General features: G+C 70.5%; 21 protein-coding genes. 12 read left to right on the top strand and 9 right to left on the bottom strand.

The features are described from left to right. Positions 1 to 180: 180 nt before the first annotated feature. Positions 181 to 1,056, bottom strand: a complete 876-nt coding sequence (locus ACFYWI_RS23805) for a VOC family protein (protein ID WP_389236085.1) — start codon at positions 1,054 to 1,056, stop codon at positions 181 to 183. Positions 1,057 to 1,141: 85 nt separating this feature from the next. Between ACFYWI_RS23805 and ACFYWI_RS23800 the strand changes: the two genes are divergently transcribed. Beyond that, positions 1,142 to 2,092, top strand: a complete 951-nt coding sequence (locus ACFYWI_RS23800; protein WP_389236083.1) for an AsnC family transcriptional regulator — start codon at positions 1,142 to 1,144, stop codon at positions 2,090 to 2,092. A gap of 734 nt (positions 2,093 to 2,826) precedes the next feature. On the opposite strand, the gene ACFYWI_RS23795 is transcribed toward ACFYWI_RS23800, so the two are convergent. After that, positions 2,827 to 3,360: a hypothetical protein gene (locus tag ACFYWI_RS23795; RefSeq protein WP_389236081.1), complete on the bottom strand. Its 534-nt coding sequence runs from the start codon at positions 3,358 to 3,360 to the stop codon at positions 2,827 to 2,829. Between the two features lie 467 nt (positions 3,361 to 3,827). Here ACFYWI_RS23795 and ACFYWI_RS23790 point away from each other — a divergent pair, with 467 nt between their 5' ends. Continuing rightward, on the top strand, positions 3,828 to 5,771 hold the full coding sequence (locus ACFYWI_RS23790) for a right-handed parallel beta-helix repeat-containing protein (protein WP_389236385.1): 1,944 nt from the start codon (positions 3,828 to 3,830) through the stop codon (positions 5,769 to 5,771). Positions 5,772 to 5,888: 117 nt separating this feature from the next. Here the strand turns inward: ACFYWI_RS23790 and ACFYWI_RS23785 are convergent, their stop codons facing one another. Both ACFYWI_RS23785 and ACFYWI_RS23780 read right to left on the bottom strand, forming a co-directional pair. After that, positions 5,889 to 6,371 carry a hypothetical protein gene (locus ACFYWI_RS23785; protein WP_389236079.1) on the bottom strand — a complete coding sequence of 161 codons (483 nt, stop codon included), beginning with the start codon at positions 6,369 to 6,371 and terminating at the stop codon, positions 5,889 to 5,891. Further along, a complete protein-coding gene (locus tag ACFYWI_RS23780) occupies positions 6,368 to 6,652 on the bottom strand; it encodes a hypothetical protein (protein WP_389236077.1) in 285 nt (94 codons plus the stop codon). Before ACFYWI_RS23780 ends, ACFYWI_RS23785 begins: the two co-directional genes overlap by 4 nt. A gap of 233 nt (positions 6,653 to 6,885) precedes the next feature. Between ACFYWI_RS23780 and ACFYWI_RS23775 the strand changes: the two genes are divergently transcribed. The 3 genes from ACFYWI_RS23775 (at position 6,886) to ACFYWI_RS23765 (ending at position 9,806) form a co-directional block, all read left to right on the top strand. Then, positions 6,886 to 7,419: an O-acetyl-ADP-ribose deacetylase gene (locus ACFYWI_RS23775; RefSeq protein WP_389236075.1), complete on the top strand. Its 534-nt coding sequence runs from the start codon at positions 6,886 to 6,888 to the stop codon at positions 7,417 to 7,419. A 404-nt stretch (positions 7,420 to 7,823) separates the two neighbouring features. Further along, positions 7,824 to 9,299 (top strand): AlkA N-terminal domain-containing protein, encoded by a 1,476-nt coding sequence (locus tag ACFYWI_RS23770; RefSeq protein WP_389236073.1) that lies wholly within the window; start codon positions 7,824 to 7,826, stop codon positions 9,297 to 9,299. 12 nt (positions 9,300 to 9,311) lie between these two features. Continuing rightward, entirely contained in the window at positions 9,312 to 9,806 is a 495-nt protein-coding gene (locus ACFYWI_RS23765; protein ID WP_389236071.1) for a methylated-DNA--[protein]-cysteine S-methyltransferase, read from the top strand. A gap of 188 nt (positions 9,807 to 9,994) precedes the next feature. Here ACFYWI_RS23765 and ACFYWI_RS23760 read toward each other — a convergent pair whose 3' ends face one another. The 5 genes from ACFYWI_RS23760 to ACFYWI_RS23740 form a co-directional block, all read right to left on the bottom strand. Next, positions 9,995 to 10,774, bottom strand: coding sequence for a hypothetical protein (locus ACFYWI_RS23760; protein WP_389236069.1), 780 nt, complete (start codon positions 10,772 to 10,774; stop codon positions 9,995 to 9,997). 256 nt (positions 10,775 to 11,030) lie between these two features. Further along, positions 11,031 to 11,762: an NAD-dependent deacetylase gene (locus tag ACFYWI_RS23755; protein ID WP_389236067.1), complete on the bottom strand. Its 732-nt coding sequence runs from the start codon at positions 11,760 to 11,762 to the stop codon at positions 11,031 to 11,033. 114 nt (positions 11,763 to 11,876) lie between these two features. Beyond that, positions 11,877 to 13,049, bottom strand: coding sequence for a hypothetical protein (locus ACFYWI_RS23750; RefSeq protein WP_389236065.1), 1,173 nt, complete (start codon positions 13,047 to 13,049; stop codon positions 11,877 to 11,879). A gap of 197 nt (positions 13,050 to 13,246) precedes the next feature. After that, positions 13,247 to 14,416 (bottom strand): hypothetical protein, encoded by a 1,170-nt coding sequence (locus ACFYWI_RS23745; protein ID WP_389236063.1) that lies wholly within the window; start codon positions 14,414 to 14,416, stop codon positions 13,247 to 13,249. Positions 14,417 to 14,768: 352 nt separating this feature from the next. Then, positions 14,769 to 15,260, bottom strand: coding sequence for an NUDIX domain-containing protein (locus ACFYWI_RS23740; RefSeq protein ID WP_389236061.1), 492 nt, complete (start codon positions 15,258 to 15,260; stop codon positions 14,769 to 14,771). Between the two features lie 172 nt (positions 15,261 to 15,432). Here ACFYWI_RS23740 and ACFYWI_RS23735 point away from each other — a divergent pair, with 172 nt between their 5' ends. From ACFYWI_RS23735 to ACFYWI_RS23705, 7 genes are all read left to right on the top strand, one after another. Continuing rightward, positions 15,433 to 16,566 carry a glycerate kinase gene (locus ACFYWI_RS23735; RefSeq protein ID WP_389236059.1) on the top strand — a complete coding sequence of 378 codons (1,134 nt, stop codon included), beginning with the start codon at positions 15,433 to 15,435 and terminating at the stop codon, positions 16,564 to 16,566. 783 nt (positions 16,567 to 17,349) lie between these two features. Then, complete coding sequence (locus ACFYWI_RS23730) at positions 17,350 to 18,153, top strand: ABC transporter ATP-binding protein (RefSeq protein WP_389236057.1); 804 nt, start codon at positions 17,350 to 17,352, stop codon at positions 18,151 to 18,153. Positions 18,154 to 18,632: 479 nt separating this feature from the next. Continuing rightward, positions 18,633 to 19,394, top strand: a complete 762-nt coding sequence (locus ACFYWI_RS23725) for an ABC transporter ATP-binding protein (RefSeq protein WP_389236383.1) — start codon at positions 18,633 to 18,635, stop codon at positions 19,392 to 19,394. Further along, positions 19,391 to 20,281 (top strand): branched-chain amino acid ABC transporter permease, encoded by an 891-nt coding sequence (locus tag ACFYWI_RS23720; protein WP_389236055.1) that lies wholly within the window; start codon positions 19,391 to 19,393, stop codon positions 20,279 to 20,281. Before ACFYWI_RS23725 ends, ACFYWI_RS23720 begins: the two co-directional genes overlap by 4 nt. Positions 20,282 to 20,378: 97 nt before the next feature. Continuing rightward, the gene (locus tag ACFYWI_RS23715) at positions 20,379 to 21,425 is read left to right on the top strand and encodes a branched-chain amino acid ABC transporter permease (protein ID WP_389236381.1); all 1,047 of its coding nucleotides are present in this window, start codon (positions 20,379 to 20,381) and stop codon (positions 21,423 to 21,425) included. Beyond that, entirely contained in the window at positions 21,422 to 22,675 is a 1,254-nt protein-coding gene (locus tag ACFYWI_RS23710) for an ABC transporter substrate-binding protein (RefSeq protein WP_389236053.1), read from the top strand. The genes ACFYWI_RS23715 and ACFYWI_RS23710 overlap by 4 nt, the downstream gene beginning before the upstream one ends. A gap of 726 nt (positions 22,676 to 23,401) precedes the next feature. Then, a complete protein-coding gene (locus tag ACFYWI_RS23705; protein ID WP_389236051.1) occupies positions 23,402 to 23,752 on the top strand; it encodes a PRC-barrel domain containing protein in 351 nt (116 codons plus the stop codon). Positions 23,753 to 24,927 lie beyond the last annotated feature (1,175 nt).

Genomic DNA, 24,927 nt, shown 5'->3' with positions numbered 1-24,927 from the left:
TCCGGCGGGGAGACGGGCTGTGGAGATCGGGCCCGATACGGCCGGGTTCCGCACGTGGGGCCACGGTTCGGCGGGGCGTGGCTCCCAGAACCCTGTCGGCGTGTGCGCAGGAGATGCCGCGGAAAACGGTGACCATGCCGACGGCGGTGTCGCGGACCTTTGCCCGCGGCGTCCCGACGATCAGCGGGTGGTGAAGAACAGGCCGGCGCCGTAGGCATCGCGCAGGGACACGAAGAACCCGTCACCGGTCGTCCGGGTTGCGGTGCCGCTCCGCTCGACGGTGGCGCGGGCGGTGTCGATGTCGTCGACCAGCACGGTCATGGCGGCCAGGTATGACTCGGAGGGCGCGGGTTCACCGGGCAGCACCTCCCCGGCGTCCGAGGCCCGGACGATCTCCAGCTGCCCGTTTCCCATGTCCAAAGCGGTGCGGGGGCCATCCCGCTCGGGCCGCGCCTGAAGGATGCGCGCGTACCGGTCGGCGATCGCGTCGAACCGGTCGTCCTCGGCCACTAACAGCACGGCGGCGATGCCGCGCGCCCCGTTCGGGTGAGCGAGATAGCGCGGCTGGTGGACGTACCCGCGCGTCAGGTGCTGGGCAATTCCGACGTAGCCCTCCGGGGTTGAGGCGCCATCCACGTGAACGGCGCGGGCTCGCATGGTGCGGGGTCCGTCCTCCGTGTCGACCTCGCGCTCCAGGCCCAGCACCCCCGACGTGCGCAGCCCCTCACCGGTCAGCAGGCGGTCGGCGGCCTCGGCGTCGTCGGTGTCGAGGTTGAGGATGCGGAATCCCTCGTACTCGTCGGCCATCGCCTTGGTGTGCCACGGGTCGAGCGCCGACTCGTCAACGATGCCGAGCAGTTCGATGTACGACCCGCCGAACAGCACACACAGGTTGGCCGTACAGCCCGGCACCGGCGCCGCGCCCGGCCGCTCGCTCAAAAGGTGCCGCGAACGGGGGCTGAGCGTGAAGCCGAACCCCGTGAACCTCTGCTCCAGCCCGTCGAGATCGCGGGTCAGGATGCCCATGTGGTGGAAACCGCGGACGTTGCGTGTCATGCGTCCGAGTCTGCCCGTGCGCCCGCACCCCGGCGGGGGAACGCCGCCACGGCGCCGGTCTGCGACACGCAAGTACCCTGACGAGGTGGATACGGTCACTCTGGACTCGCTGGACCTGAGACTGCTGCACGCACTCCAGCTCGACGGACGCGCCGCGTTCAGCAGAATTGCCGAAGTCCTCAACGTCCATGACCGCACGGTGGCCCGTCGTTACGAGCGGCTGCGCGCCGCGGGCGCGGCCCGGGTCGCGGCAGTGACCGACAGGCGCCGCACCGGCCATGCCGAATGGTTGATCCGCCTCCGCGTCTTGCCCGGCGGCGCCGCCGCCATCGCCCAGGCGCTGGCCCGGCGACCCGACACCGCCTGGGTGACAGTCGCGTCGAGCGGCACCGAGATCGTGTGCGTCTTCCGTACCGCCGACCAAGGTCCGGTTCCCCTGGAGGCCCTGGCCCGCCATCCGCAGATCCTCACAGTGGACGCGCACTGGCTGCTGCGCCACCTGATGGACAGCCGCTGGCTCGCCCGCACCTCGGCGCTCACAGCCGAAGAGATCTCCGCGTTGCGCTCACCAGGTCCCGGCGACGCCGCCCCAATTCGGCTCACCGACCTCGACCGCCGTCTGCTTCCCGCCCTCGCGACAGACGGCCGCGCCGCCTACCCGGCCCTCGCCAAGCAGACCGGCTGGTCGGAATCCGCCATCCGTCGCCGTCTGGAAGAACTGCGCCGTTGCGGCCTGCTCCGGTTCGACGTCGAGACCGACCCGGCACTCTTCGGTTTTTCCGTGCAATGCATGCTCTGGCTGACCATCGCCCCGTCCCAGCTCGCCACCATCGCCCGGATCCTGGCCGCGGACCCCGAAGCGGCCTTCGTCGGAGCGACGACCGGAACGCACAATCTGCTCGCCATCGCCATCTGCCGGGACGCAGACGCCCTCTACACCTACGTCACCGACCGCGTCGGCTCCCTGAACGGCGTCGAACGCGTCGAAACGACCCCGGTCACCTCCTACATCAAACGCGCCGCCCCAACGCTCTGACGAGCTCGTGCATGGTTGGCGGTGGTGCGTCGGGCTCCTTGATCGTTGATCACGGTCTGTGTGGTGGGGAACCGGGCACGTGCAGCGATTGTCCGGAGCCAGCAGATCACGGGGCTGACACCCCATGTGGCTGCTGAACTCGTCGCCGGAGTCGGTCTGTTGTGGCAAGAACGGCATCAGGCTGCGCTCGCGTCGCGCCCTCGGCACCGGCCGATGACGCGAATCGCGCCGAGCAGATGGGTAACTGACTGGCTGTGCTCGATACTGGTGCAGTACGGACACAGAGGTCCCCGGTGCCGACGGGTGGCGCGCCCGTGTGTCCGACCTGCCACCCGGCCAGTCAGGGACCGACTAGCGGCGACATGCCGTGAAGCGCCTTGCCCTGTTGTCGTTCACGCCCGGGCTGGAGACCCGGGCGAGTGCTGAGACCCTGGTCGGGCGTCAGCTCGGGGATGTCGTCGCGTCGTGGCACCTGTGCGGTCACCGGGCTGAGCCCGCGCCGGTTCGGCAAGCTCGTGACCGTCCTTCGGCGCGAGGAGGCGGACTCGGTCCACAGGGCCGGCGGTCTGGTCTCGACCGCCGCCGACTGGCCGGCGTTCGGCCGGATGCTGCTCGCTGAAGGGACGGTCGGCAGCCGCCGACTGCTGTCGCCGGAGTCGGTACGGCAGATGACCGCCAACCACCGGACCCAGCCCGAGCGCGAGGCGGCCGCATCGGGCTGGGCTTGTGTGCGTCTACCGGTCTGTGGTGGGCACGGCTGCGAGGAGGTTGGGGACGCCGCAGGCGCCGGCGAGGAGGTCGGCGTAGGCGGTGAGGATGTTGCGGGTGTCGCGCAGCGCGGTCCGCAGTTCGCCTGCGCGGGTCCAGGCCTGTTCGTGGTCGCGGCGCGAACGGTCGGCGGGGCGGCGGGTCTCCCAGTCCTCCAGAGCGGGGTGCCAGGTGGCGAGCAGTGGGCGGATGCCGTAGTTGAGCATGGCTACGGCCAGGTAGCCGAAGTTGTACTGGCCGTTCTTCTTGGGCTCGGCGACTTCCGGGCCGTACTTGCGCAGTACCTCGCGGGTGGTGGTGAACAGGGAGTACAGGCTGCTCAGCGCTTCCCGCAGCAGCCCCTCTTCCTCACGGAGCGGCACCACCGAGACCCGGGTCACCAGCTCGACGTACAGCTCCCAAGCGGCCCGCCGCTCGGCGTCGTTCGGCTCCCATGTGCCGGAGATCTCCAGCACGCGCAGGTTCAGCTTCACCTCTACGCTCTTCGGCGCCCGCACCATCTGTTGCCCCCTTGCCTGGACTGCTGTGATCTCAACGATTCACACCCTGCGGCCACCGTATACGGGGGATCATTGGTGCGGCGTCGTGTCGGGGCGACCTTGAGGGAAACGGGAGCAAGGGATGGCCGCAGCAGCGGAGTCGGTCGTCGTCAGCTGTGCCGGGACGGACTGTGCCTGGGCGGAGTGGGCGGCATGGCACCTTCGGGAGACCGGCCATCGCGTGGAGCTGGACGTGTGGTTCGCAGATGGTCCCCATGCGAAGTCGAAGAAGCGATCTCGATCACCGCGATCCGCACTCGTGCGGAACGGGCCCGAGACGGTCGTTCCGGGCATACGTCGTCCGACGCGTGCCGGCTTACGCCGCGGCCGCCGTGGGCTTCATCCGGGGCTGCCCGGTCCCTGGTGCGCCATGACTCGCCCGACGCGGTGGGGAGGGGGATGTCATGCCCGGTAGGCCTGTGGCGTTCATGAGCTATGTCCGTTTCAACGATCAGCATGATGACGGCCTGCTCACCGCGTTCCGGGAGCGGCTCGGTGCCGAAGTCCGGGCCCAGACCGGCGAGGAGTTCGAGATCTTCCAGGATCGTAACGACGTCGCCTGGGGGCAGAACTGGCAGCAGCGCATCGATGAAGCGCTGGATGCGGTGACGCTGTTGCTGGTCATCATCACGCCGAGCTTGTTCCGTAGCCCCGCCTGCCGGGCTGAGGTGACACGATTCCTGGAGCGGGAGCGCGGCCTGGGCCGCCAGGACCTGATCCTGCCGGTGTATTACATCAGTGCCCGGGAGCTGGATGATCCCGAGTTGCGCGAAGCCGATGAGATGGCCCGGGCGCTGGCCTCGCGGCAGCACGCCGACTGGCGGGAGCTGCGGTTCGAGCCGTTCACCTCACCGCAGGTGCGCAAGGCCACAGCTCAACTGGCGTCGCGGATGCGGGATACGTTCTGGCAGCCGCCCGCCACCGCCCCGGGGCGACCCGCCGGGCGTGCGGAGGCCACTGGAGCAGCTGCTGGGTCGACAGAACAGGCGGGGGTCACGGCCAAGACCGAGCCGCCGACCCACGTGGTGGATCCCTATCACCGGGGAGACTTCGTCACGGTCAGCGCCGCGATCAAGGCCGCGAGACCTGGTGACCGGATTCTGGTCCGGCCCGGCCTGTACGAGGAGGGCCTGGTGGTCGACAAGCCGCTGGAAATCCTCGGCGACGGGCCGGTCGCCGACATCCAGATCCGTGCGCGCGACGCCAACGCGCTGAAGTTCCGGGCCAGCATCGGCAGGGTCGCGAACCTGACTCTGCGCCAGACCGGTGGTGACTGGTTCGGCGTGGACATCGCCCAGGGGCGGCTGGAGCTGGAGGGCTGCGACATCAGCAGCCAGGGGCTCGCGTGCGTCGCGATCCGCGACGGCGCCGACCCGCGGCTGCGCCGTAACCAGATCCACGATGGTGAGCAGGGCGGCGTGTACGTCCATGACAGCGGCCTGGGCACGCTGGAGGACAACGACATCACCGGCAACGCTTTGGCGGGTGTGGAGATCGCCACGGGCGGAAACCCCACGCTGCGCCGTAACCGGATCCACGATGGTGAGCAGGGCGGCGTGTACGTCCATGACAGCGGCTTGGGCACGCTGGAGGACAACGACATCACTCGCAACGCTTTGGCCGGTGTGGAGATCAAAACGGGCGGAAACCCCACGCTGCGCCGTAACCAGATCCACGATGGTGAGCAGGGCGGCGTGTACGTCCATGACAGCGGCTTGGGCACGCTGGAGGACAACCACATCACCGGCAACGCTTTGGCCGGTGTGCAGATCGCAAGGGGCGGAAACCCCACGCTGCGCCGTAACCGGATCCACGATGGTGAGCAGGGCGGCGTGTACGTCTATGACAGCGGCTTGGGCACGCTGGAGGACAACGACATCGCCGCCAATGCTTTGGCGGGTGTGGAGATCGCCACGGGCGGAAACCCCACGCTGCGCCGTAACCGGATCCACGATGGTGAGCAGGGCGGCGTGTACGTCTATGACAGCGGCTTGGGGACGCTGGAGGACAACGACATCGCCGACAACGCTTTGGCCGGTGTGGAGATCAAAAGGGACGGAAACCCCACGCTGCGCCGTAACCGGATCCACGACGGTAAGCAGGGCGGCCTGCACGTCCATGACAGCGGCTTGGGCACGCTGGAGGACAACGACATCACTGACAACGCTTTGGCCGGTGTGGAGATCAAAACGGGCGGCAACCCGACCTTGTGCGCCAACCGGGTCAACAACAACGCATATCAGGCGGTATGGATCCACGAAGGTGGCCGTGGCGTGATCGAGGGAAATGACCTGACGGGGAATACGAGAGGCGCGTGGAAGATCGCAGAGGACTGCGAGGGTACCGTGACCCGCGCCCGGAACAAGGAATGAACGACGGTGCAAGCGTCGATTTCCAGAGAGCAGTTGAGGCCTGGTGCAGCTCACACACCGCGCTCAGTCGCCCTGCACAACGCCGACGACGTGAGGGCGTTGGATGCCGGGTAGCGTCTACGGGGTCAGCTTGAAGACCCGGCACACATCCGGATCCCCGAGCCGGGCGAAGAGCACCGTGTGCCCGTCCTCCTTGCCGACGAGGAGTTCGGTGACCGTCGCGCCCCGGGCGCTGGTGTCGAGATCGTCGAAGGCGAGCCCGACCTCGGCGTCCTCTCCCGGCGGGTTCAGCAGCTTCCAGACCCCGCCGCCGTCGAACGAGGGACGGTCCTCCGTCAGGATCTCGGGGCCGTCCTCCTTGGGCCAGTGCTTCACGGAGAACGTGACCGACGTGCCGCCGTCAGCGGTGAGGTCGAGGCGCGCTCCGTGCGGGCCGGTGTAACTCCTGTACAGATCGGCCTGACCGACCTCCGCCGTGGGGGCCGGTCCGCACCCGGCCGTGTCGCTGGAGCATCCCGCGGTCAGCAAGAGGGCGACGGAGGCCAGCGCGAGGGCCGGGGCAGCCGACTTCGTCCGGCCGCCGGCGCGCGCGGCGCTCACTGGTTCTTCCCGGGGATGCGCTCGGTCCAGGTGACCGTCCGGTGCACGGCACTCGTCACCGGACCGTGCACGGAGGAGCCCGCGGGGCCGTGAAAGGCGTCGAAGACCTGGTCGGCCACACCGGCCGCCTTCTTGAGCACGCCCTCCGCGATGACCAGCTTGGGCCCGATGCCCGGAGGGGCGGCGCCCAGCAGCGGCGGATCCAACGGCCCCCGCGCGCACGGCGGGAGGGGCAGGTACGGCAGCGGTTCGTCGCCGGCCTTGGCCCTTTCCTTGCTCATGCGGTGCTGCTCTTTCATCCGTGCGGACGCCCCCGTAGGCAGATCCTTCACAGAGGCTAACCCGGACGGAGGAGGGCGTAGGGGTCCGGGGGGTTCACCCCCGAGGCCGTACGCGGTGATCCCGCTGACGTACCTGAGGTCGCCGGCGAACGGCCGCACGCGCCGGCAGGCACAAGGCCGTCCGGTGCCATCAGCGCGTGCCCCGGCCGCCGGCCACCGGCATCATGATCTCCATGACACAGCAGCGTCCTGCCATCACCCTCGTTCGCGGCGACATCACCGAACAGCACGTCGACGCCATCGTCAACGCTGCCAACTCCTCCCTCCTCGGCGGCGGAGGCGTCGACGGAGCCATCCACCGCAAAGGCGGCCCCGAGATCCTTGCCGCATGCCGGGACCTGCGCGCCTCCCACTACGGCAAGGGCCTGCCCACCGGACAGGCCGTCGCCACCACCGCAGGCCGGCTCGACGCCGACCACGTCATCCACACCGTGGGCCCCGTCTGGTCCCGCTCGGAGGACCGGTCCGATCTGCTGGCCTCCTGCTATCGCGAGTCGCTGCGCGTGGCTGCCGAGTTGGCAGCCGAGACCGTGGCATTCCCGGCGATCTCGACCGGTATCTACGGCTGGCCCATGGACGACGGCGCACGCATCGCGATCCGCACGGTCCGTGAGGCGGCGTCGGCGCCGGTCGAAGAGGTGAGGTTCGTGCTGTTCGACGAGGCCGCTTACGCGGCCTTCGAGACGGCCCTCGCGGCCTCGAACTGACCGACCGACGACGCCGTTCGCCGTTGGTGAGCGGCACTGCGAACTACCCGTCGGTACTTGTGCGGTGACGTGGGCGCAGCACCGATCGGGGCGGAGACGGCGCTCAAGCACGGTTGCTGTTCGGTGTGTCGGGAGCCGAGGAACATGGTCGTCACCGACACCCAGCCTCGTCCACGGCAGCGCCGAGCCTGCATCGCTGTGCCACGAAGACTCGTCTCCGGCCCCGACCGGCACAGCGCCTCACACGATCGAGTCCGTGCTGTGCACGGAGAAGGACCGACGAGGCAGCCGCCGGCCACGTTACGACCAAGGTGCCAGGCGGCAATTCGAGGAGGCCCTGGCAGTGCTGGGTTGATGTCGGATATCCGCCAGCCTCGGGCCCGGGGATCGCCGATGCTGGAGGCATGCACACCGACACCGAGCGCTGCGTACGCGCCGTCCGGTCGAAGGACGCCCGCTTCGACGGCTGGTTCTTCACGGCCGTACTGACCACGCGGATCTACTGCCGCCCCAGTTGCCCGGCCGTGCCGCCGAAGGCCGAGAACATGACCTTCTATCCGAGCGCCGCCGCCTGCCAGCAGGCCGGATTCCGGGCCTGCAAACGCTGCCGCCCCGACACCAGCCCCGGCTCCCCGGAGTGGAACGCCCGCGCCGACGCCGTCGCCCGCGCCATGCGGCTGATCGCGGACGGCGTCGTCGACCGCGAAGGCGTGCCCGGGCTGGCCGCCCGCCTCGGCTACTCCACCCGCCAGATCGAACGCCAGCTGCTCGCCGAACTGGGCGCGGGCCCGCTCGCGCTGGCCCGCGCCCAGCGGGCCCAGACCGCGCGCCTGCTCATCGAGACCACCCCGCTCCCCATGTCCGAGATCGCCTTCGCCGCCGGCTTCTCCTCCATCCGCACCTTCAACGACACCGTCCGCGAGGTGTTCGCGCTCGCCCCCGGTGAGCTGCGCACCCGGGCGGCCCGCAGCCGCACGACAGCGCCCCGGACCCCGGGAGTGATCGCGCTGCGGCTGCCGTACCGGGCACCGCTCAACCCCAGCAATCTCTTCGGCCATCTCGCGGCAACCGGCGTCCCCGGCGTCGAGGAGTGGCGGGACGGCGCCTACCGGCGCACCCTCACCCTCCCGTACGGGCACGGCATCGCCGCTCTCACCCCGCACCCCGACCACATCGCCTGCCGACTGTCCCTGACCGACCCCCGCGACCTCACCATCGCCATCAGCCGTTGCCGCAGGCTGCTCGACCTGGACGCGGACCCGGTCGCCGTCGACGACCAGCTGCGTACGGACCCCTTGCTGGCCCCCCTCGTCGACAAGGCGCCCGGCAGGCGGGTGCCGCGCACGGTCGACGCAGCCGAGTTCGCCGTACGGGCGGTGCTCGGCCAGCAGGTCTCGACGGCCGCCGCCCGTACCCACGCCGGCCGCCTGGTCAGCGCGCACGGCGTTCCGGTCGACGACCCCGAAGGAGGGCTCACCCACCTTTTCCCGACGTCCGAGGCGCTGGCCGCGCTCGACCCCGAAGACCTCGCGCTGCCCCGCAGCCGACGCACCACGTTGACCACCCTGGTCGCGGCACTCGCCGGCGGCGCCCTGAAACTCGACCCCGGCAGCGACTGGGACCGGGCGCGGGTCCAGCTGTCCGACCTGCCCGGCTTCGGTCCCTGGACGGTCGAGGTGATCGCCATGCGCGCCCTCGGCGACCCCGACGCTTTCCTGCCCACCGACCTCGGCATGCGGCGCGCGGCGGCCGAGCTCGGACTGCCGTCCACCCCGGCCGCGCTCACCGCGCGCGCCGCCGCCTGGCGTCCCTGGCGGGCCTACGCCGTCCAGTACCTGTGGGCCACCGACGACCACCCGATCAACCGCCTCCCCGCGTAAGGAAGTCCGAACATGACCAGGCAGCACACCGTCGTCGACAGCCCGTACGGTCCGCTCACCCTCGTTGCCACCGACGGCGTACTGAGCGGGCTCTACATGACGGACCAGCGCCACCGCCCCGGGGAGGAGACCTTCGGAGCGCGCGACCAGGCGCCCTTCGGTGAGGCGATCCGCCAGCTGGATGCCTACTTCGCCGGCGAGCTCAAGGAGTTCGAGCTGCCCATACATCTGGCGGGCACGCCCTTCCAGCGAGGCGTCTGGGACCAGTTGCGCACGATCCCCTACGGCGAGACACGCACGTACGGCGAACTCGCCGAGGCTCTCGGCAACCCCGGAGCGTCCCGCGCGGTGGGCCTGGCCAACGGCAAGAACCCGATCGGGATCATCGTGCCCTGCCACCGGGTCATCGGCTCGGCCGGCAGCCTCGTGGGATACGGCGGGGGACTCGACCGCAAGCAGCGTCTGCTCGCCTTCGAGCGAGGCGCCCTGGACGACGCGCTCTTCTGAGGCGGCGACGGGCCAAGTCCGAACGCGCCGGCGATCTCGCCTTCTGCGACGCCCTCATGGCCACGGCGCCGTCCTGCGAACCCGCGGCGATGACATCGGTTGCGCGCCGAGCAGGGAACCGTCCTCACGGCCGGTGCCGTGAGGACGGTGTCGGGTACCACCCCTGGTCAGGCACTACCGGTCAGGTACTACCACCAGAAGACGAGGTACCCGTTGCCGCCGTTCACCCCGGGCACCCCGGGGGCGCCGGGCGCCCCGCCCGGGCCGCCGTCGCCGCCCCGTGCGCGGCCGAGGGGCGGGCTGACGATGCCGTCGGCGACGCCGCCGCCGAAGCCGAGGCGAGCGTCCAGGCTAGGCCGGCTCACGGCGCCACCCTTGACGCACTCGCCGCCGGCGCCGCCGGCTCCGGGGACGCCGTTACCACCGCTGGTGAAGCCGCCGCCACCCCCCTTGCCCCCTTCGGCTGTGAGCAGCCCCTCATCCTCGGACGAGGTCACAGTCGTCTCGGTGGCGTCGGTGCCTGCGCTGCCGTCGGTGCCTGCGGCACCGCCCGGACCGCCCTCGCCGCCCTCGCCCAGGTCCACCGTGACCGCGGGCTTCTTGGGGTCGAGATCGATCACACACCAGACGAAGCCGCCGCCACCGCCGCCGCCACCGCGGCCACCGAAGATGGGCGCGACGTTGCTCCCGCCACCACCGCCGCCGCCGCCACCACCGGCGCCCCATGCCTGGACGTACACCGACGTGACGCCCTTGGGAGGGGTGAACGTCCCGTCCTCGGTGAACTCCTGCAGTCCGTGCAGGACCACCTTCTGCTTGTCCTTGTCCTTGTCCTGCGGCACGGCGTCCCGGCCGGCGGCCTCAGCGCCAGGGGCCGTGATCAGTAGCTGGCCTGCCAGGGCTGCTACCGCCATGGCGGCGAGCAGGGCCTTGCGACGGGCAGGTCGGGTCTGGCTGTTCCCGTTCATGATGTCCTTCCCCTGTGGCCGATTTCGTGGCCACGGGCGCGCGGTGAGCTGATTGGTCGGACCGGAGGGTCCGCAGCTCATCCGACAACCCCGCCCGCCGTCCCACCAGGCGGCGGTGCTGATGCTTGGCCCAACCGGGTCGCGGGGTGCCCTGCTCGGGTTACCGGTGCGGCCGAACAGGCGTACTCGGTCGGCCACCCCTTCGGGTATCGGAGTGGTGCGCTCGACCTGCCGGGACAGGCAGACCGGTGGAGCGCTACCGGGCGGGGCCGGTCAGACGCTTCAGCAGGTCGGGCAGCGCGGTGCCGATCGGTTCTCGGACGACCTCATGGGCCAGCTCGTCGTACGGCGTCGGGTCGGCGTTGACCACGATCAGCCGGGCGCCGTGCTCGGCCGCGATTCCGGCCAGCGAGGCCGCGGGCTGTACCTGGAGCGTCGTGCCGACCGCGATGAACACCTCGCATGCCTTGGCGATCCCCATCGCCTGGCCCAGCACCTCCGGGTCGAGCCGCTCACCGAACATCACCGTCGCCGACTTCAGGATCCCCCCGCACTCGGCGCACGGCGGATCCTCCTCACCGGCCTTCACCCGCTCCAGCGCCTGCGCCATGGGGGAGTGGGCGTGGCAGCGGGTACAGGTCACCGTCCGCGAGGTGCCGTGCAGTTCGATCACCTTGCGGCTCGGCAGACCGGCCAGCTGGTGCAGCCCGTCGACGTTCTGGGTGATTACCCGTACCGCGACCCCCGACTCCCGGTCGAGCTCGGCCACGGCGCGGTGTGCGGCATTGGGCTCGGCACTCCAGGTCGGACTGTCGCGCCGCATGCGCCAGGAGCGACGGCGGATCTCCGGGTCGGCCATGTAGTAGTCGTAGGTGACCAGCTTCTCGGCCTCCGGGTCGCGCCGCCACAGGCCGTTGGGACCGCGGTAGTCGGGGATGCCGGAGTCGGTGGAGATACCGGCGCCGCTGAGGATCGCGACGAGAGTCATGCCGCGAGCGTACGCACCACGGCGACCTGCGGCGAACGGTTTCCTGCCGGTACCCGGTGCGGCCACCGCGCACCCTGGGGGCGGTGGCCGCACACGACGACGGGCCCGGACCGTCTACTGGTCCGCTGCCTCTGGTTCGACCTTGGTGAACGGCGTCGGCGTCAGGCCCGTCCAGCGGTGCCGCACCGCCCTGCCCGTCTCCTTGACGACGTCGCCGTCCTGGATCTTGCCGGTCTCTGCCAGGTAGAAGCCGCCGTCGTCGAGCGAGACGAGACCGTACTGACCGGTGGACTGCCAGCCGTACGTCCCCGACGGTGCGTCGTACAGCCCCTCGGGCAGCAGCGACAGCAGCCGTCCGCTCTCCGGCTGCTGCTGGCCCCGGACGGGGCCCCACACCGGGCGGTGGTCCCCGTCGACGACGAAGAGCGAATAGTTGGGGAAGGCGGGCTTGGTCCCCTTGTACACGGCCATCAGCCAGTTGCCGCTGTGGGCGTCGTACTCCAGGTTCTGCACGCCGTACCTCGTGTTCCCGGTGTACACGAAGTACTTGCCGGCGGGAGAGCGCGGGCCGCTGCGGTGCGGCTCGGCCTCGGTCAGCGGCCGCTCGTACTTGCGCCAGGTGCGCACGTCGTACTGGAGCAGCACCTGGTGGTCGTTGTCCTGGCGGGTGGTGTGGGCGTAGACCCCGTAGGCGACGGTCAGCCTGCGCGGCCCTGTCGTCCTGCCGAACGCCGGGCCGAACGCGACTCCGTCGATTCCGCTGCACCCGTAGCGGTGGTCCGCGGTCCTGGCCGTGTCGCCGTCGAAGACCCCGTCGCCGTTCATGTCGGCCGTGTAGTCGCGTACCACTTCCTCGAGATGGACAGCGGAGACGACACCGCTGGAGTGGGCGTCCATGTTCATCCGGGTGATGCGGTCACCGTCGAGGATCGCGATGTAGAAGGCCTTGGCCGACTTGTACTCCAGCGAGCCGTAGACGCGACCGTCGGCGGTGTTGATGTCGAGGTCGCCGAGGTGACCGGTGAATCCGGTGACCGAGCCGACGGGCCGGCCGCTCAGATCCGTCTTGACCAGGAGGTTGGTGAACGAGAAGTACATGAAGCCCTTGCGGCGGTCCAGCGCCATGCCCTGGAGGTGCCCCGACTGCCAGGCCCCGCCATCGACGGTGAGCGGCAGTGGGTGCGTGGTTTTCGCGGGTGCGGCGTCGGCTGCGGGGGCGACGGCGCCGATCGCTGCCGCGGCCGAGAGGACGGCGGCAGTCAGCAGGCTGTACGTGTGCCTGTGCATGATCCCTCCGGTGTCTGTGGTCCGGATGGTGCCCGGGGGGCGTGCACGGCGGCCCAACGCAGCGTGAACGCCCGGCAGCGGCATATCAGTTGACCCGCAGCCTTGTCATCATCGCCGCGCGGTCGGCGGCCGGAGACGGCCGCGAGGGCCATCCGGTGCGGCCACCGCGCTCCCGGGCGCGATGGCCGCACCGGACGTCAGGGGGCCGCCGCCGCAGGGACCTTGGTGAACGGCGTCGGCGTCCGGCCCGTCCAGCGGTACTGCACCGCCTTGCCCGTCTGCTTGACGACGCCGCCGTCCTGGACCTTGGCCGACCGGCCGATGTAGTAGCGGCCGTCGTCCAGGGACACCAGGCCGAACTGGCCCGGTCCCTGCCAGCCGCGCACACCCGACGGCACATGCTGCAGCCCCTTGGGCAGCAGCGTCAGCACGCGCCCCGTCTCCGGCCTCTGCTGACCCCGGATCGGTGCCCACGCCGGCTGCTTGCCGCCGTCGACCGCGAAGAGCGCGTAGTTGGGGAAGGCGGGCTTGGTGCCCTTGTACACGGCCATCAGCCAGCGGCCGCTGTACGTGTCGTACTCCAGGTTCTGCACCCCGTACGTGGTGTTGCCGGTGTACACGAAGAACTTCCCTTCGTGCGCGGCGGGACCGCTGTGATGCGGGCGGGATTCCTTCAGGGGGCGCTCGTACTGCTTCCAGTCGCGCACGTCGTACTGCAGCAGGATCTGATGGTCGTTGTCCTTGCGGGTGGTGTTGGCGTAGACGCCGTAGGCCACGGTCAGTTTCTGCCGGCCGAACCTGGTGCCGAACGCCGGGCCGAACGAGACACCGTCGATGCCGGCGTTTCCGTAGCGGTGGTCCGGGGTCTTCGCGATGTCGCCGTCGAAGACGCCGTCCCCGTTCATATCGGCGGTGAAGTCGCGTACGACTTCCCCGAGATGGACCGTGGTCAGCACACCGCTGGTCTGCGCATCCATGTTCATCCGCGTGATGCGGTCACCGTCGAAGATCGCGACGTAGAACGCCGAGGCCTTGCTGTACTCCAGCGATCCGTAGACCCGCCCGTCCTGCGCGTTGAAGTCGAGATCGCCCAGATGACCGCTGATGCCACGGACCGATCCGACCGGCTTTCCGCGCAGGTCCGTCTTGACGAGCATGTTGGTGAACGAGAAGTACATGAAGCCCTTGCGGCGGTCCAGCGCCATGCCCTGGAGGTGGCCGGAATTCCAGGTTCCGCCGTTGACAGTGACAGGCAGCTGCACGCGCGCGGTTCTCTCGCTGGGGGCCGCCGCGGGGGCGGTGCCGGCAAGCGTCACAACGGCCAGCGAGACGATGGTCGTCAGCCAGCCGCGAAGGTGCATGAGCATGATCCCTCCGGTGTCCTGGGACTCCGGATGGTGCCCAGCGGTCGTGCACGCGTTAGGGCCGGCTGGACAACGCGATATGAACGCCCGTGTATGGCACATCGGTTACCGGCATACCCGGTCAAATGGGCAGCCGTGGTGCATAGATCAGGCAGGCATCAGCAAGACGAAAGACAGGGAGCGGCGAGGCGTCGGCCAGGCGAAACGTGAGGATCGGCGATGGGGCGGACCAGGTCGGCGGAAGCCGGGGAGGCGGCGGGAGCGCGTCGGGCCGGGGGAGGCCGGGGAAGCGGCGGGAGCGCGTCGGGCCGGGGGAGGCCGGAAGCGCGCAATCCCGGTGGGGCCCGGGAACGCGTCAGGCCGGCGGGAGGCCGTTCTCCAGCTCGACCGCGCCGACACCGTCGGCCAGTGCGTCGAGCGCCGCCAGGACCCGGTGGCCGAGTGAACCCATCAGATACTCGGGGATGTCCTCGCGTGCCACGAGCTGCCAGGACAGCAGCTCCTCCTCCTGCAGAGCGATCGACGTGAACTGAGCCGTCGTCAGCACGCCGCCGTCGTAGACATATGCGGCGATGGGCGGCCGGGCGTCGCCCGTCACCCAGTCGACCGCCAGCAGGGCACCCAGCTCGAGATCCAGACCGATCTCCTCGAGGGTCTCCCGGCGGGCCGCCTGACGCGGTGTCTCGCCCAGGTCCGACTCGACGGTGCCGCCGGGCAGCGCCCAGCCCTTGCGGTAGTTGGGCTCGACCAGCAGCACCCGCCCCTCGGTATCGCGGAACAGCGCGGCGGCGCCGGCGAGGATACGGGGGAGGGAGGCGATGTAGGCGGCGTAGTCAGACGTGGTCACGGCACGCAGCGTAAGACATCGGGGGCGCCTTGCCCGGCTGTTTCGTGGCCGGTATGGAGGTCCTGCCCAGTCCCGCTGCCCATCGTTGGCCGATGGTGCGATGGCCTGGCGTCCGACGGCGCGGATAGGGTCGAAGCGGCGCGACTGCCTGTTCGAAAGCAAGGGATGGCAAGTGACGGACGGAGCAGTTTCACAGCCCGCGCGAGTGCTCGTCGCGGCTGACAAATTCAAGGGCTCGCTCACGGCCGTGCAGGTCGCCGAGCGAGTGACGGCCGGCCTGCGGCGGGTGGTGCCCGATCTGGAGGTCGAGAGACTGCCCGTCGCGGACGGCGGCGACGGCACCGTCGCGGCGGCGGTGGCGGCCGGGTTCGAACAGCGTCAGGTGCGGGTGACCGGGCCGCTCGGCACGCCCGTGACCGCGGCGTACGCCTTCCGGGACGACACGGCTGTGGTGGAGATGGCGGAGGCCTCGGGCCTCCAGCACCTCCCGGCGGGTGTCTTCGCGCCGCTCACAGCGACGACGTACGGCTCCGGCGAGCTGCTGCGTGCCGCGCTCGACGCGGGCGCCCGCACGATCGTCTTCGGCGTCGGCGGCAGCGCGACGACGGACGGCGGCGCAGGGATGCTGGCCGCGCTCGGGGCGCGCCTCCTGGACGCGGACGGGGTACCGGTCGGCCCAGGCGGAGGCGCGCTGGTGGACCTGGCGTCGGCCGACCTGTCCGGCCTGGATGCCCGCTTCAAGGACGTTCGCCTGGTACTGGCCAGTGACGTCGACAACCCGCTGACAGGTCCGAAGGGAGCGTCCGCCGTGTACGGCCCGCAGAAGGGCGCCACACCGCAGGACGTCGCGACCCTGGACGCGGCGCTCGCGCACTACGCGTCCGTGCTCGGCCCCGACCAGGCCGCCGCGCCCGGTGCGGGCGCGGCGGGCGGTATCGGCTACGGGGCGCTGGTCGCCCTCGGGGCGAGCTTCCGCCCCGGCATCGAGGTCATGCTCGACGTACTCGGCTTCGCACGGGCGCTGGAGCGGGCGACGCTGGTGATCACCGGCGAGGGCTCGCTGGACGAGCAGACCCTGCACGGCAAGGCCCCGGCGGGAGTCGCGGCGGCGGCCCGCGCCGCGGGCAAGGAGACGGTGGCGGTCTGCGGCCGCCTCGCGCTCCCCCCGGAGGCCGTCGGCCGCGCGGGCATCCGCCGTGCCTACGCGCTGACCTCCCTGGAACCGGACCCGGCCACGTGCATGGCGCAGGCGGGCCCGCTGCTGGAACGTCTCGCGGAGTCGATCGCCCAGGACTTCCTGACCTGAACCGACCGGGACGGGCAGCGGGTGCGCCGATGTCCCCTGCGCGGTTTCGGCCGACGGCCTGCTGAGCGGGGCCCTTGACCGGGGCCCTGGGGTGCGCCCCCGCCCGGACTCCGAGCCCGGGGTTGCCGCCGACGAGAGGGGCTGTCTGCAGGGCGCAGACGGGCCCGCCGCTGGAGCGTCCCGCGGAGTCGATCGCCCAGGTGGGTGGGCCTATGCCTCGTGCCCGGCATCGGTGGACGGCCTGCTGATCGCATGCCCTGCAGGCGCCCGCCTGCAGGGCATGCGGGGGCTGCGTCCCGGACGCCGAGCCCGCGGGTTGCCGCCCCTGGCACTCGCCGACGAGCGGGATGATCCGGGCCCCGAGGACGAGCGGGGCTGCCGCCTCCGTGGTCGGCCTCCAGCCGTGCCCGGGGATCGTGGGCCCCGGGCCTCTGCGGAGGTGGGTGGCCCGCGTGCCAGGTGCCCGAAGCTCCGTCCTCAGGGTTGCGCCCGGACTGCGGCGTGGTTCCGAGGGCCTGCGGCCGCATGCTTTCCAGGGGCCGGCCTGCCCCCCGTCCGGGGCCGACGCTTCCTCGCCCCCGCCGCCGGCCGTGCGCGCCGCCATGGCGCCGTACCTGGCGAGCAGGCCCCTGACCAGGCCCTTGTGCCCGTGCACACCGCATCGCCTACGTCGCTGGTCAGGCGCAGCGATTCAGCGTTGGGGCATGGACCGGGACCGTCCGCGGTGCTCATGTTGGCCCTCACAAGGCGCGCCGACCGGGCGAGCCGGAGAAGGGGGTTCGTATGGCCGCCGCGCTCGAGGTGCGCGCGCTGACCGTGGGGTATGGGCCCGTGCGGGCGTTGCGGGAGGTCTCCGTCGATGTGCCGGACGGGGCGATCGTCACCGTGCTGGGAGGCAACGGGGCGGGCAAGTCGACCCTGCTGCGCGCCATCTCCCGCACCCTCCCCTTTCAGCGTGGGCATGCCACTGCCGGAAGCATCCGGTTCGAGGGGCGACCGCTCGACGGGCTCAGTCCCGCCCGGGTCGTCGCCCAGGGCATCGTGCAGGTTCCCGAGGGCCGGCAGGTTTTCGCGCGGATGACCGTGGCCGACAATCTGCGGGCGGGCGCACTCGGGGTGCGCGGGGGCCGGCGGGAGGCCGCCGCGACGCTCGCCCGCATCCACGAGCTGTTTCCTGTACTTGCCGACCGTGCCGGGCAGAAGGCCGGACTGCTGTCCGGCGGCGAGCAGCAGATGCTCGCCATGGGGCGGGCGCTGATGGCCCGGCCCCGTCTGCTCCTGCTGGACGAGCCCTCGCTCGGCCTCGCCCCCCTGATGGCGGCCCGCATCGCGGAGACCGTCCAGGAGATCAACGCCGCCGGGACTTCGGTCCTCCTGGTCGAGCAGAACGCGGCGATCGCGCTGCGGCTCGCCTCGACCGCCTACGTCCTGGACGTCGGCGAGGTCGCCCTCGAGGGCCCGGCGGACGAGCTGGCCGCATCCGACGAGGTACGCAGGCGCTACCTGGGCGTGGTGGACGAGGCGGCCGCACAGGACGCCGCCCGCGCCGAGGCGGCCGCACCCGCCCTGAGGAGGTGGTCCGCGTGACACAGGAAGACAGGACGGCCGCGACGGACGCGGCCGTTACCGCGCCGGACGCCGGCACCGGCCCTTCTGCGGTTTCGCAGAGTGCCGTGGAGGCCCGGTCGGGTTCCGCGGAGGCCGTCCGAAAGGACGCCGACGACCCGGCCGCCGCCATGGACGCGGCCCGCACCTCGCAGGAGGACCGGACGGCCGCGACGGCGCCGGACGACAACGCCGACGGGGTTGCGCGCAGCGCAGCCGAGGACGCCTCCTCCGAAGCCGCCGGAAGGAAGGACGAGGTCGACTCGGCGGAGGCTGCCGGAGAGGACCCCGGTGATCCGGCTTCCTCCACGGACGCAGCCCGCGGAACGCTGAACGACGGGGATGCCCCTGTGCCGGTGGGCCGCACCGCGCCCGAGGCGGTGGCGCGCACCGCGTCGCGCGACCGGACGGCCCCCGCGCAAGCCACCGCCGCATCGGGCGACGGAACGGCCGCCCCCGCGCTGGTCGTCGACTCCGTCACCGTCAAGTTCGCCGGCCTCACCGCCCTCGACGCGGTGTCCTTCACCGTCGAGCCCGGCAGCGTGCACGCCATCATCGGGCCCAACGGAGCCGGCAAGTCCACGTGCTTCAACGTGCTCTCCGGTGTGTACCGCGCGACGTCCGGCAGCGTCCGGCTCGGGGAGCGGGACATCACCGGGCTGGCACCGCACCGCATCGCCGGCCTCGGTGTCGCCCGCACCTTCCAGAACATCGCGCTCCCGCCCCACGCCACCGTCGCCGACAGCCTGCTGCTCGGTCGCCACCGGCTCACGCGCGCAGGGTTCGTCGCCACGGGGCTGCGGCTGCCCTCGGCCGCCCGTGAGGCGCGGCTGCACCGTGAACGCGTCGGCGAGATCGCCGAGTTCGTCGGCCTCGCGGACGATCTGCACCGGCCCGCCGGAGCCCTTCCGTACGGCAAGCAGAAACTCGTCGAGCTCGCCCGTGCCCTGTGCATGGAACCGCGGGTCCTGCTGCTCGACGAGCCCATCGCCGGCATGACCGCCGACGAACGGCAGCAGAGCGCAGCCGTCGTCGCCGGTGTGCGGGACAGCCTCGGGATATCCATTGTGCTCGTCGAACATGACATGGGGGTGGTGATGCGGCTCGCAGACGCCGTGACCGTACTCGACTTCGGACGCCGCATCGCACACGGCACACCTGCCCAGGTGCAGAGCGACCCGGCCGTTGTCCAGGCGTACCTCGGAACGGAGGGCACATCATGACGACGTTCATCGAACTCTTCCTCGGCGGCCTCTCCATCGGTTCCGTCTACGCCCTGATCGCCCTCGGCTTCGTGGTCATCTTCAAGGCCACCGAGGTCGTCAACTTCGCTCACGCATCCCTTCTCCTCGCCGGTGGCTATGTCACCGCCGTCCTCCACGACGATCTGGGCTTCTGGCCCGCTCTGGCCGTCGGCATCGCCGGAGCCGCGGTGGTCGGCTCGGCCGTTGAGTACCTCGTCATGCGCCGCTACCGCGGAGCGGACCACAGCGTCCTCGCCATCGTCACCATCGGCGTGGACATCCTGCTGACCACCGAACTCACCCGCCGTATCGGCACCGATGTGCTCGCGCTCGGTGACCCGTGGGGCGACCGCGTCGTGAACATCGGCGCGATCACCATCGCGCAGACCCGCATCGCCGCCTTCGTGGCCGCTGCCCTGCTCATCACCGCCTTCCTGCTCGCTTTCCGGTACACCTCGTGGGGCGTGGCGATGCGCGCCGCCGCCGAGAAGCCCGAGACCGCGGCACTGATGGGGGTACGGCTGGGGCGGGTGTCGCTCGCCGCCTGGGCAGTCGCAGGCTCGCTCGCCGCCGTCGCCGCACTGTTCCTCACCGTTTTCCCGACACCCGGACTCGAACGCGCCACGTCGCTCGCCGCACTCAAGGCGTTCCCCGCCGCGATCCTCGGCGGGCTGGACTCGACGACCGGCGCCCTCGCCGGAGGCCTGATCGTCGGTGTCACCGAATCGTTCGCGACCGGATACCAGAGCGAACTGTCCTTCCTGGGCGGGGGAATCGGCGATCTCGCGCCGTATCTGGTGATGCTGGCCGTGCTGCTGGCGCGGCCTGCCGGACTCTTCGGCACGAAGGAGCTCGTCCGTGTCTGACACTCTGAGCCCGGGACTGCGCGGTCGCCTCAAGGCCGGCCGCCCGCGTCCCCCGCACCCCGACCCCGCGCCCGGCCGTACGGTCCGCCGCCTCGACCTGAGGCGCCCCGGCAGCTACGTCTGGCCCGCCCTCGCTCTCCTGCTGGTTGCCCTCCCCTTCTATCTCGACCGCTTCTGGCTCCAGGCCGGTCTGTTCGCCATGGCCGCCGCGATCGGAGCCATCGGCATCAACCTCCTCACCGGTGCCACGGGTCAGCTGTCCATGGGGCACGCCTTCTTCCTCGCCGTGGGCGCGTACAGCTACTGCATCCTGGCGGGTGGGGACGACGTCGAGAACGGCCACCAGCTCGTCGGCCTGGGGCTGCCCACCTGGCTCGCCGCCGTACTCGCCGTACTGCTTGCCGGTGCCGCGGGCGGCCTGTTCAGTCCCATCGCGGGACGGTTGCGCGGCGCGTATCTCGGCATCGCCACCCTGGCGTTGATCTTCATCGGCCAGCATGTGCTGTTCAACGCCCGTGATCTGACAGGCGGTTTCAACGGCCGCTCCGTTCCGCCGCTGTCCCTGTTCGGCTTCGACTTCGACGACACCGCGGTGGTCGTCGCGGCCGTGCCGTTCCAGTCGATGGAGAAGCTCTGGTACGTGGCGCTGCTCGCGCTCCTCGCCGGCGGGCTCTTCGCCCGGGGCGTGCTGCGTGGCCGACCGGGCCGCGCGATGAACGCCCTGCGTGACCACCGCATCGCCGCCGGGGTGATGGGTGTGCCTGTCGCCCGCTACCGCGCCGCGGTGTTCGTCCTGTCCTCGATGTACGCGGGTCTCGCGGGCGTCCTGCTCGCCCTGATCTTCCAGCGAACGGTCCCCGAGTACTTCGGCATGCTCCTGTCCCTCGAATTCCTCGCCATGATCGTCATCGGCGGCCTCGGCACGGTCGTCGGCGCGGTCGTCGGTGCGGTCTTCGTCTCCCTCCTGCCCCAGATCCTCACCTACTACAGCGACGCTCTTCCGCTGGTCTCCGCCCCTGGCACGGGCGGCGTCTCACCGGCCGAGGCGTCCCGCTATCTGTACGGCGCGGCGGTTGTCGCGGTCGTGCTGTTCCTGCCCGGCGGGCTCACCCGCCTCACTCCTTCCCCTCGGGAGAAGTCATGAAGTCAAGAACCTGTGCCGCGGCCCTGGCCGTGCTGGCGCTCACCGTCGCCGGATGCAGCGGGAAGGCAACCACCGACGACGGCGGCCAGAAGGGCGCCGGGGGAGTCAAGACCGACGTCGGTGTCACCGACAAGACGATCACCCTTGGCGTCCTCACCGATATGACCGGCGTCTACGCCTCCCTCGGTAAGAGCGTCACCCAGGCCCAGCAGTTGTGGGCGAAGCAGACCAACGCCGCGGGCGGCATCTGCGACCGGAAGATCGAACTGACCGTCCGCGACCACGGCTACGACCCGCAGAAGGCCGTCGCCGCATACACCGAGCTCGCGCCGAAGGTGCTCGGCTTCAGCCAGTTCATCGGTTCGCCGTTCGTCGCGGCCATGAAGCAGCGCATCGACGGTCAGGACAAGGCACTGGTAGTGCCGCAGGCCTGGTCCGCACACCTGCTCGGCAGCCCGTACATCCGCGTCGTGGGCGCCACGTACGACATCGAGACCATCAACGCCGTCGACTTCCTGCTCGCCGAGAAGCGCATCGCCAAGGGCGACAAGATCGGCCATGTCTTCTTCGAGGGCGACTACGGGGAGAACGCCCTGGCCGGCTCCAAGTACGCGGCCAAGCAGGCCGGACTGAAGATCGTCGAGCAGAAGATCAAGCCGACCGACAACGACATGTCCGCGCAGGTCGCGGCCTTGAAGAAGGCCGGTGTCAAGGCCATTCTCCTCAGTGCGGGGCCGCGCCAGTCGGCCTCCCTGGTCGGCGTCGCGGCGGCCGGTGGCTTCAAGGTCCCCGTGGTCGGCAACACCGCCGCGTTCGCGCCGCAGCTGCTGGCCACCCCGGCCGGTCCGGCGCTGACGAAGGACTTCTACGTCGCTTCCTCCACGCTCCCCATCGGCGCTCCCGACAAGGGCCCGGCCACGCTCGCCAAGGAGTACAAGGCTGCCTACCCCAAGGACGGTCTGGACAACGGCGTGGTCGCGGGATACACCGCGGCGAAGATCTACGGTGAGGTGCTGAAGAAGGCCTGCGCGGACAAGGACCTGACCAGGGCGGGCATCGACAAGGCGCTGCTGACCCTCAAGGCGTACGACCTCGGCTTCGGGATCACGCACGACTTCTCGGACCCGGACGCGCCCTCCACACGGCAGAGCCTGATCATGAAGCCGGACAGCAAGGTCCCCGGCGGACTGAAGGTGGTCCGGCCGGCGGCCGCGGCGAAGGCCGCGGAGACCTTCAAGACGGGCAGTTAGCCGAGGCTTGCTGCCGAGAGAGGGCCGAGGACGCCGGGGAGTCCTCGGCCCTCTGCATGACCCGGGGGCGCGGCCCTTCCCTGGGGCTGCTTCGCAACGCTCCTTTTCCGGACCGGAGCGCCTCGTCGCCCGCCTCGGCCCTCTTGCTGCCGGACGATCAACTGATGCTCTGCGACGCGATGTTCCTTGCGATGTTTCTTTGTCGTATGACAACGAGCATGGAGGACACTTCCTTCGGTCTCACTCGTCTGCACGGACGGGGCCGACCTGATATCCGCAAGGGGAATCAGAAAACTGACCTGCACTTGGGCGTGAAGAGCACGCATCCGGGCATGCGCTGATGCGCGCATGCGGGCTGTGGAGTCTGATACACGCTGTGGGTGGACCACAGCCAATCTGCTTGTGGTGTGGCTGCTCGGCTTCGTGGTTCGCCCCGCAGGCCACGGGTCAAGCGAGGCCGCTGGTGGAGGCCACTCGACCCGCCGCGAGGCGCCCCGGTGCAAAAAGCACCGGGGCGCCTCGCATTTTCGTCAACGGTGGCATGTCCGGTGTACGCGGCGATGGTTCGGGTACCCGGTTCGCTGCTGCCGGGAAGTGCATCCGGCAATGCGAGAACCTTTCGCGGAACGGCAGGCGTGAAAGTCCCGGCCACGGGCACATGGCCCAACACGTGGGAAAGCAAAGAGAATCCGCGTCCGAATGCGAACAACCACCGAGGAGAATTCTGTGAGCGAGTACATGTGGGGTTACCTTCCGACCAGCGGTCACACTCCGGACGACGACCTGACGGGCTACAAGGTGGAAGCCACGGACGGTCACATCGGCAAGGTCGACAAGCACTCCAACGAGGTCGGCTCGCAGTACATCGTCGTCGACACGGGCGTGTGGATCTTCGGCAAGGAGGTCATGCTTCCGGCCGGCACGATCACCAGCATCGACCACGAGGAGCGCGAGATCTTTGTGTCGCGGACCAAGGACGAGATCAAGGCGTCGCCGGAGTTCGACAAGGACAAGCATCTCGGCGACCCCGCCTACCGCGACCAGCTCGGCGGCTACTACTACGGCTCCGGCCACTGACCCATGGTGCGTGCTGTGCCGGGTGCGCCCCCGAAGCCGGGGGCGCACCCGGCATCACGTCGTTCCCACGTCCGCAGCGCTCCCCGCCGACCCGGACGTCCATACCCGGGGGCATGACGCAGTTTGCGGGAAACGCGGCCCGACAGGTCGGGGTTGGGCGCTGAGCGCTCCAGGTGGCCGGGTCGGCATGGTGGGCGTGGGGCCGGTTCTCGGCGGTGGCCAGGTCCGAGGGTGTGGGGTGGCCGGTCCCGGCGTGGGCCCGGTCGGCGGGGGCGACGCGGGAACGATCCCGACGGTGGCCGGGTCCGGGGGTGTGGGGTGGGGCAGGTCCGGGGGTGGCCGGGTCGGGAAGTGGGCCGGGGCCGATCGGTCCATGGGTCTCGGGTTTGGCCGGGTCCGTGGGTGTGGTGGGTGTGGTGTGGGCCGGTCTCGGGTTTGGCCGGGTCCGGGGGTGTGGTGTGGGGCCGGTCTCGGGTTTGGCCGGGTTGGTGGGTGTGGTGTGGGGCCGCCCTCCTGGTCTTGATGGTGGCGGCTTCGGGTCGGGCGTCAAGGGCGCTCGGTCGTTCCTCCCTCGCGTCGCCGTTGGCGATTTCGCTTCGCTTCACCCTTGACCCCCGCCCCTTCACCGCCGGGAAATGCTCTTGGGAGGGCGGCCGGGGGAAAGGTGCGGCGCAGGGGGTCCGTCCGGGGCCGTTCGTTTCGGGCGGCTGCGGGCCGTGGGTGGGTTGCGCGGCAGTTGAATGGGGCGGTGACGGGCGAGCTCAGCGACCGCAGGCATGTTCCGGGCTGGGTTCAGGACCGCTGGTCACTGTCCGGTGGGTGGTGCACGGGAGTTGAGTGGGGTGGCCCGGGCCGGCTCGGTGGGTGACGCTGGTCTGTGGGTGGGGGTTCAGGCCCGCCGGTCACTGTTCGGTGGTGGGGGAAGTGGGTGTGTGGGAGCGTCGCCCGGCAATTTCGTGGGGCAAAAGAGGCATAATGACCCCCTCCCTGAGTTCTTGTACACGGATTCCGGTCTCACCGGAATCCGCGTACACGACCTGTTCCATACACGGGACATTAAGGTGCATTTCGGGCAACAGCTCTGCCTCCGAGCCCGCCCCGCACCCCGACCACCCGCAGCCGCCCCCGCACCCCGGCCCACGCCGGCCCTCCCCCCACCCCGGACGGTGACCAGC

The organism is Streptomyces sp. NPDC002889 (assembly GCF_042888425.1).
Taxonomy (GTDB): domain Bacteria; phylum Actinomycetota; class Actinomycetes; order Streptomycetales; family Streptomycetaceae; genus Streptomyces.
This window is presented reverse-complemented; position numbering and strand designations above follow the sequence as displayed.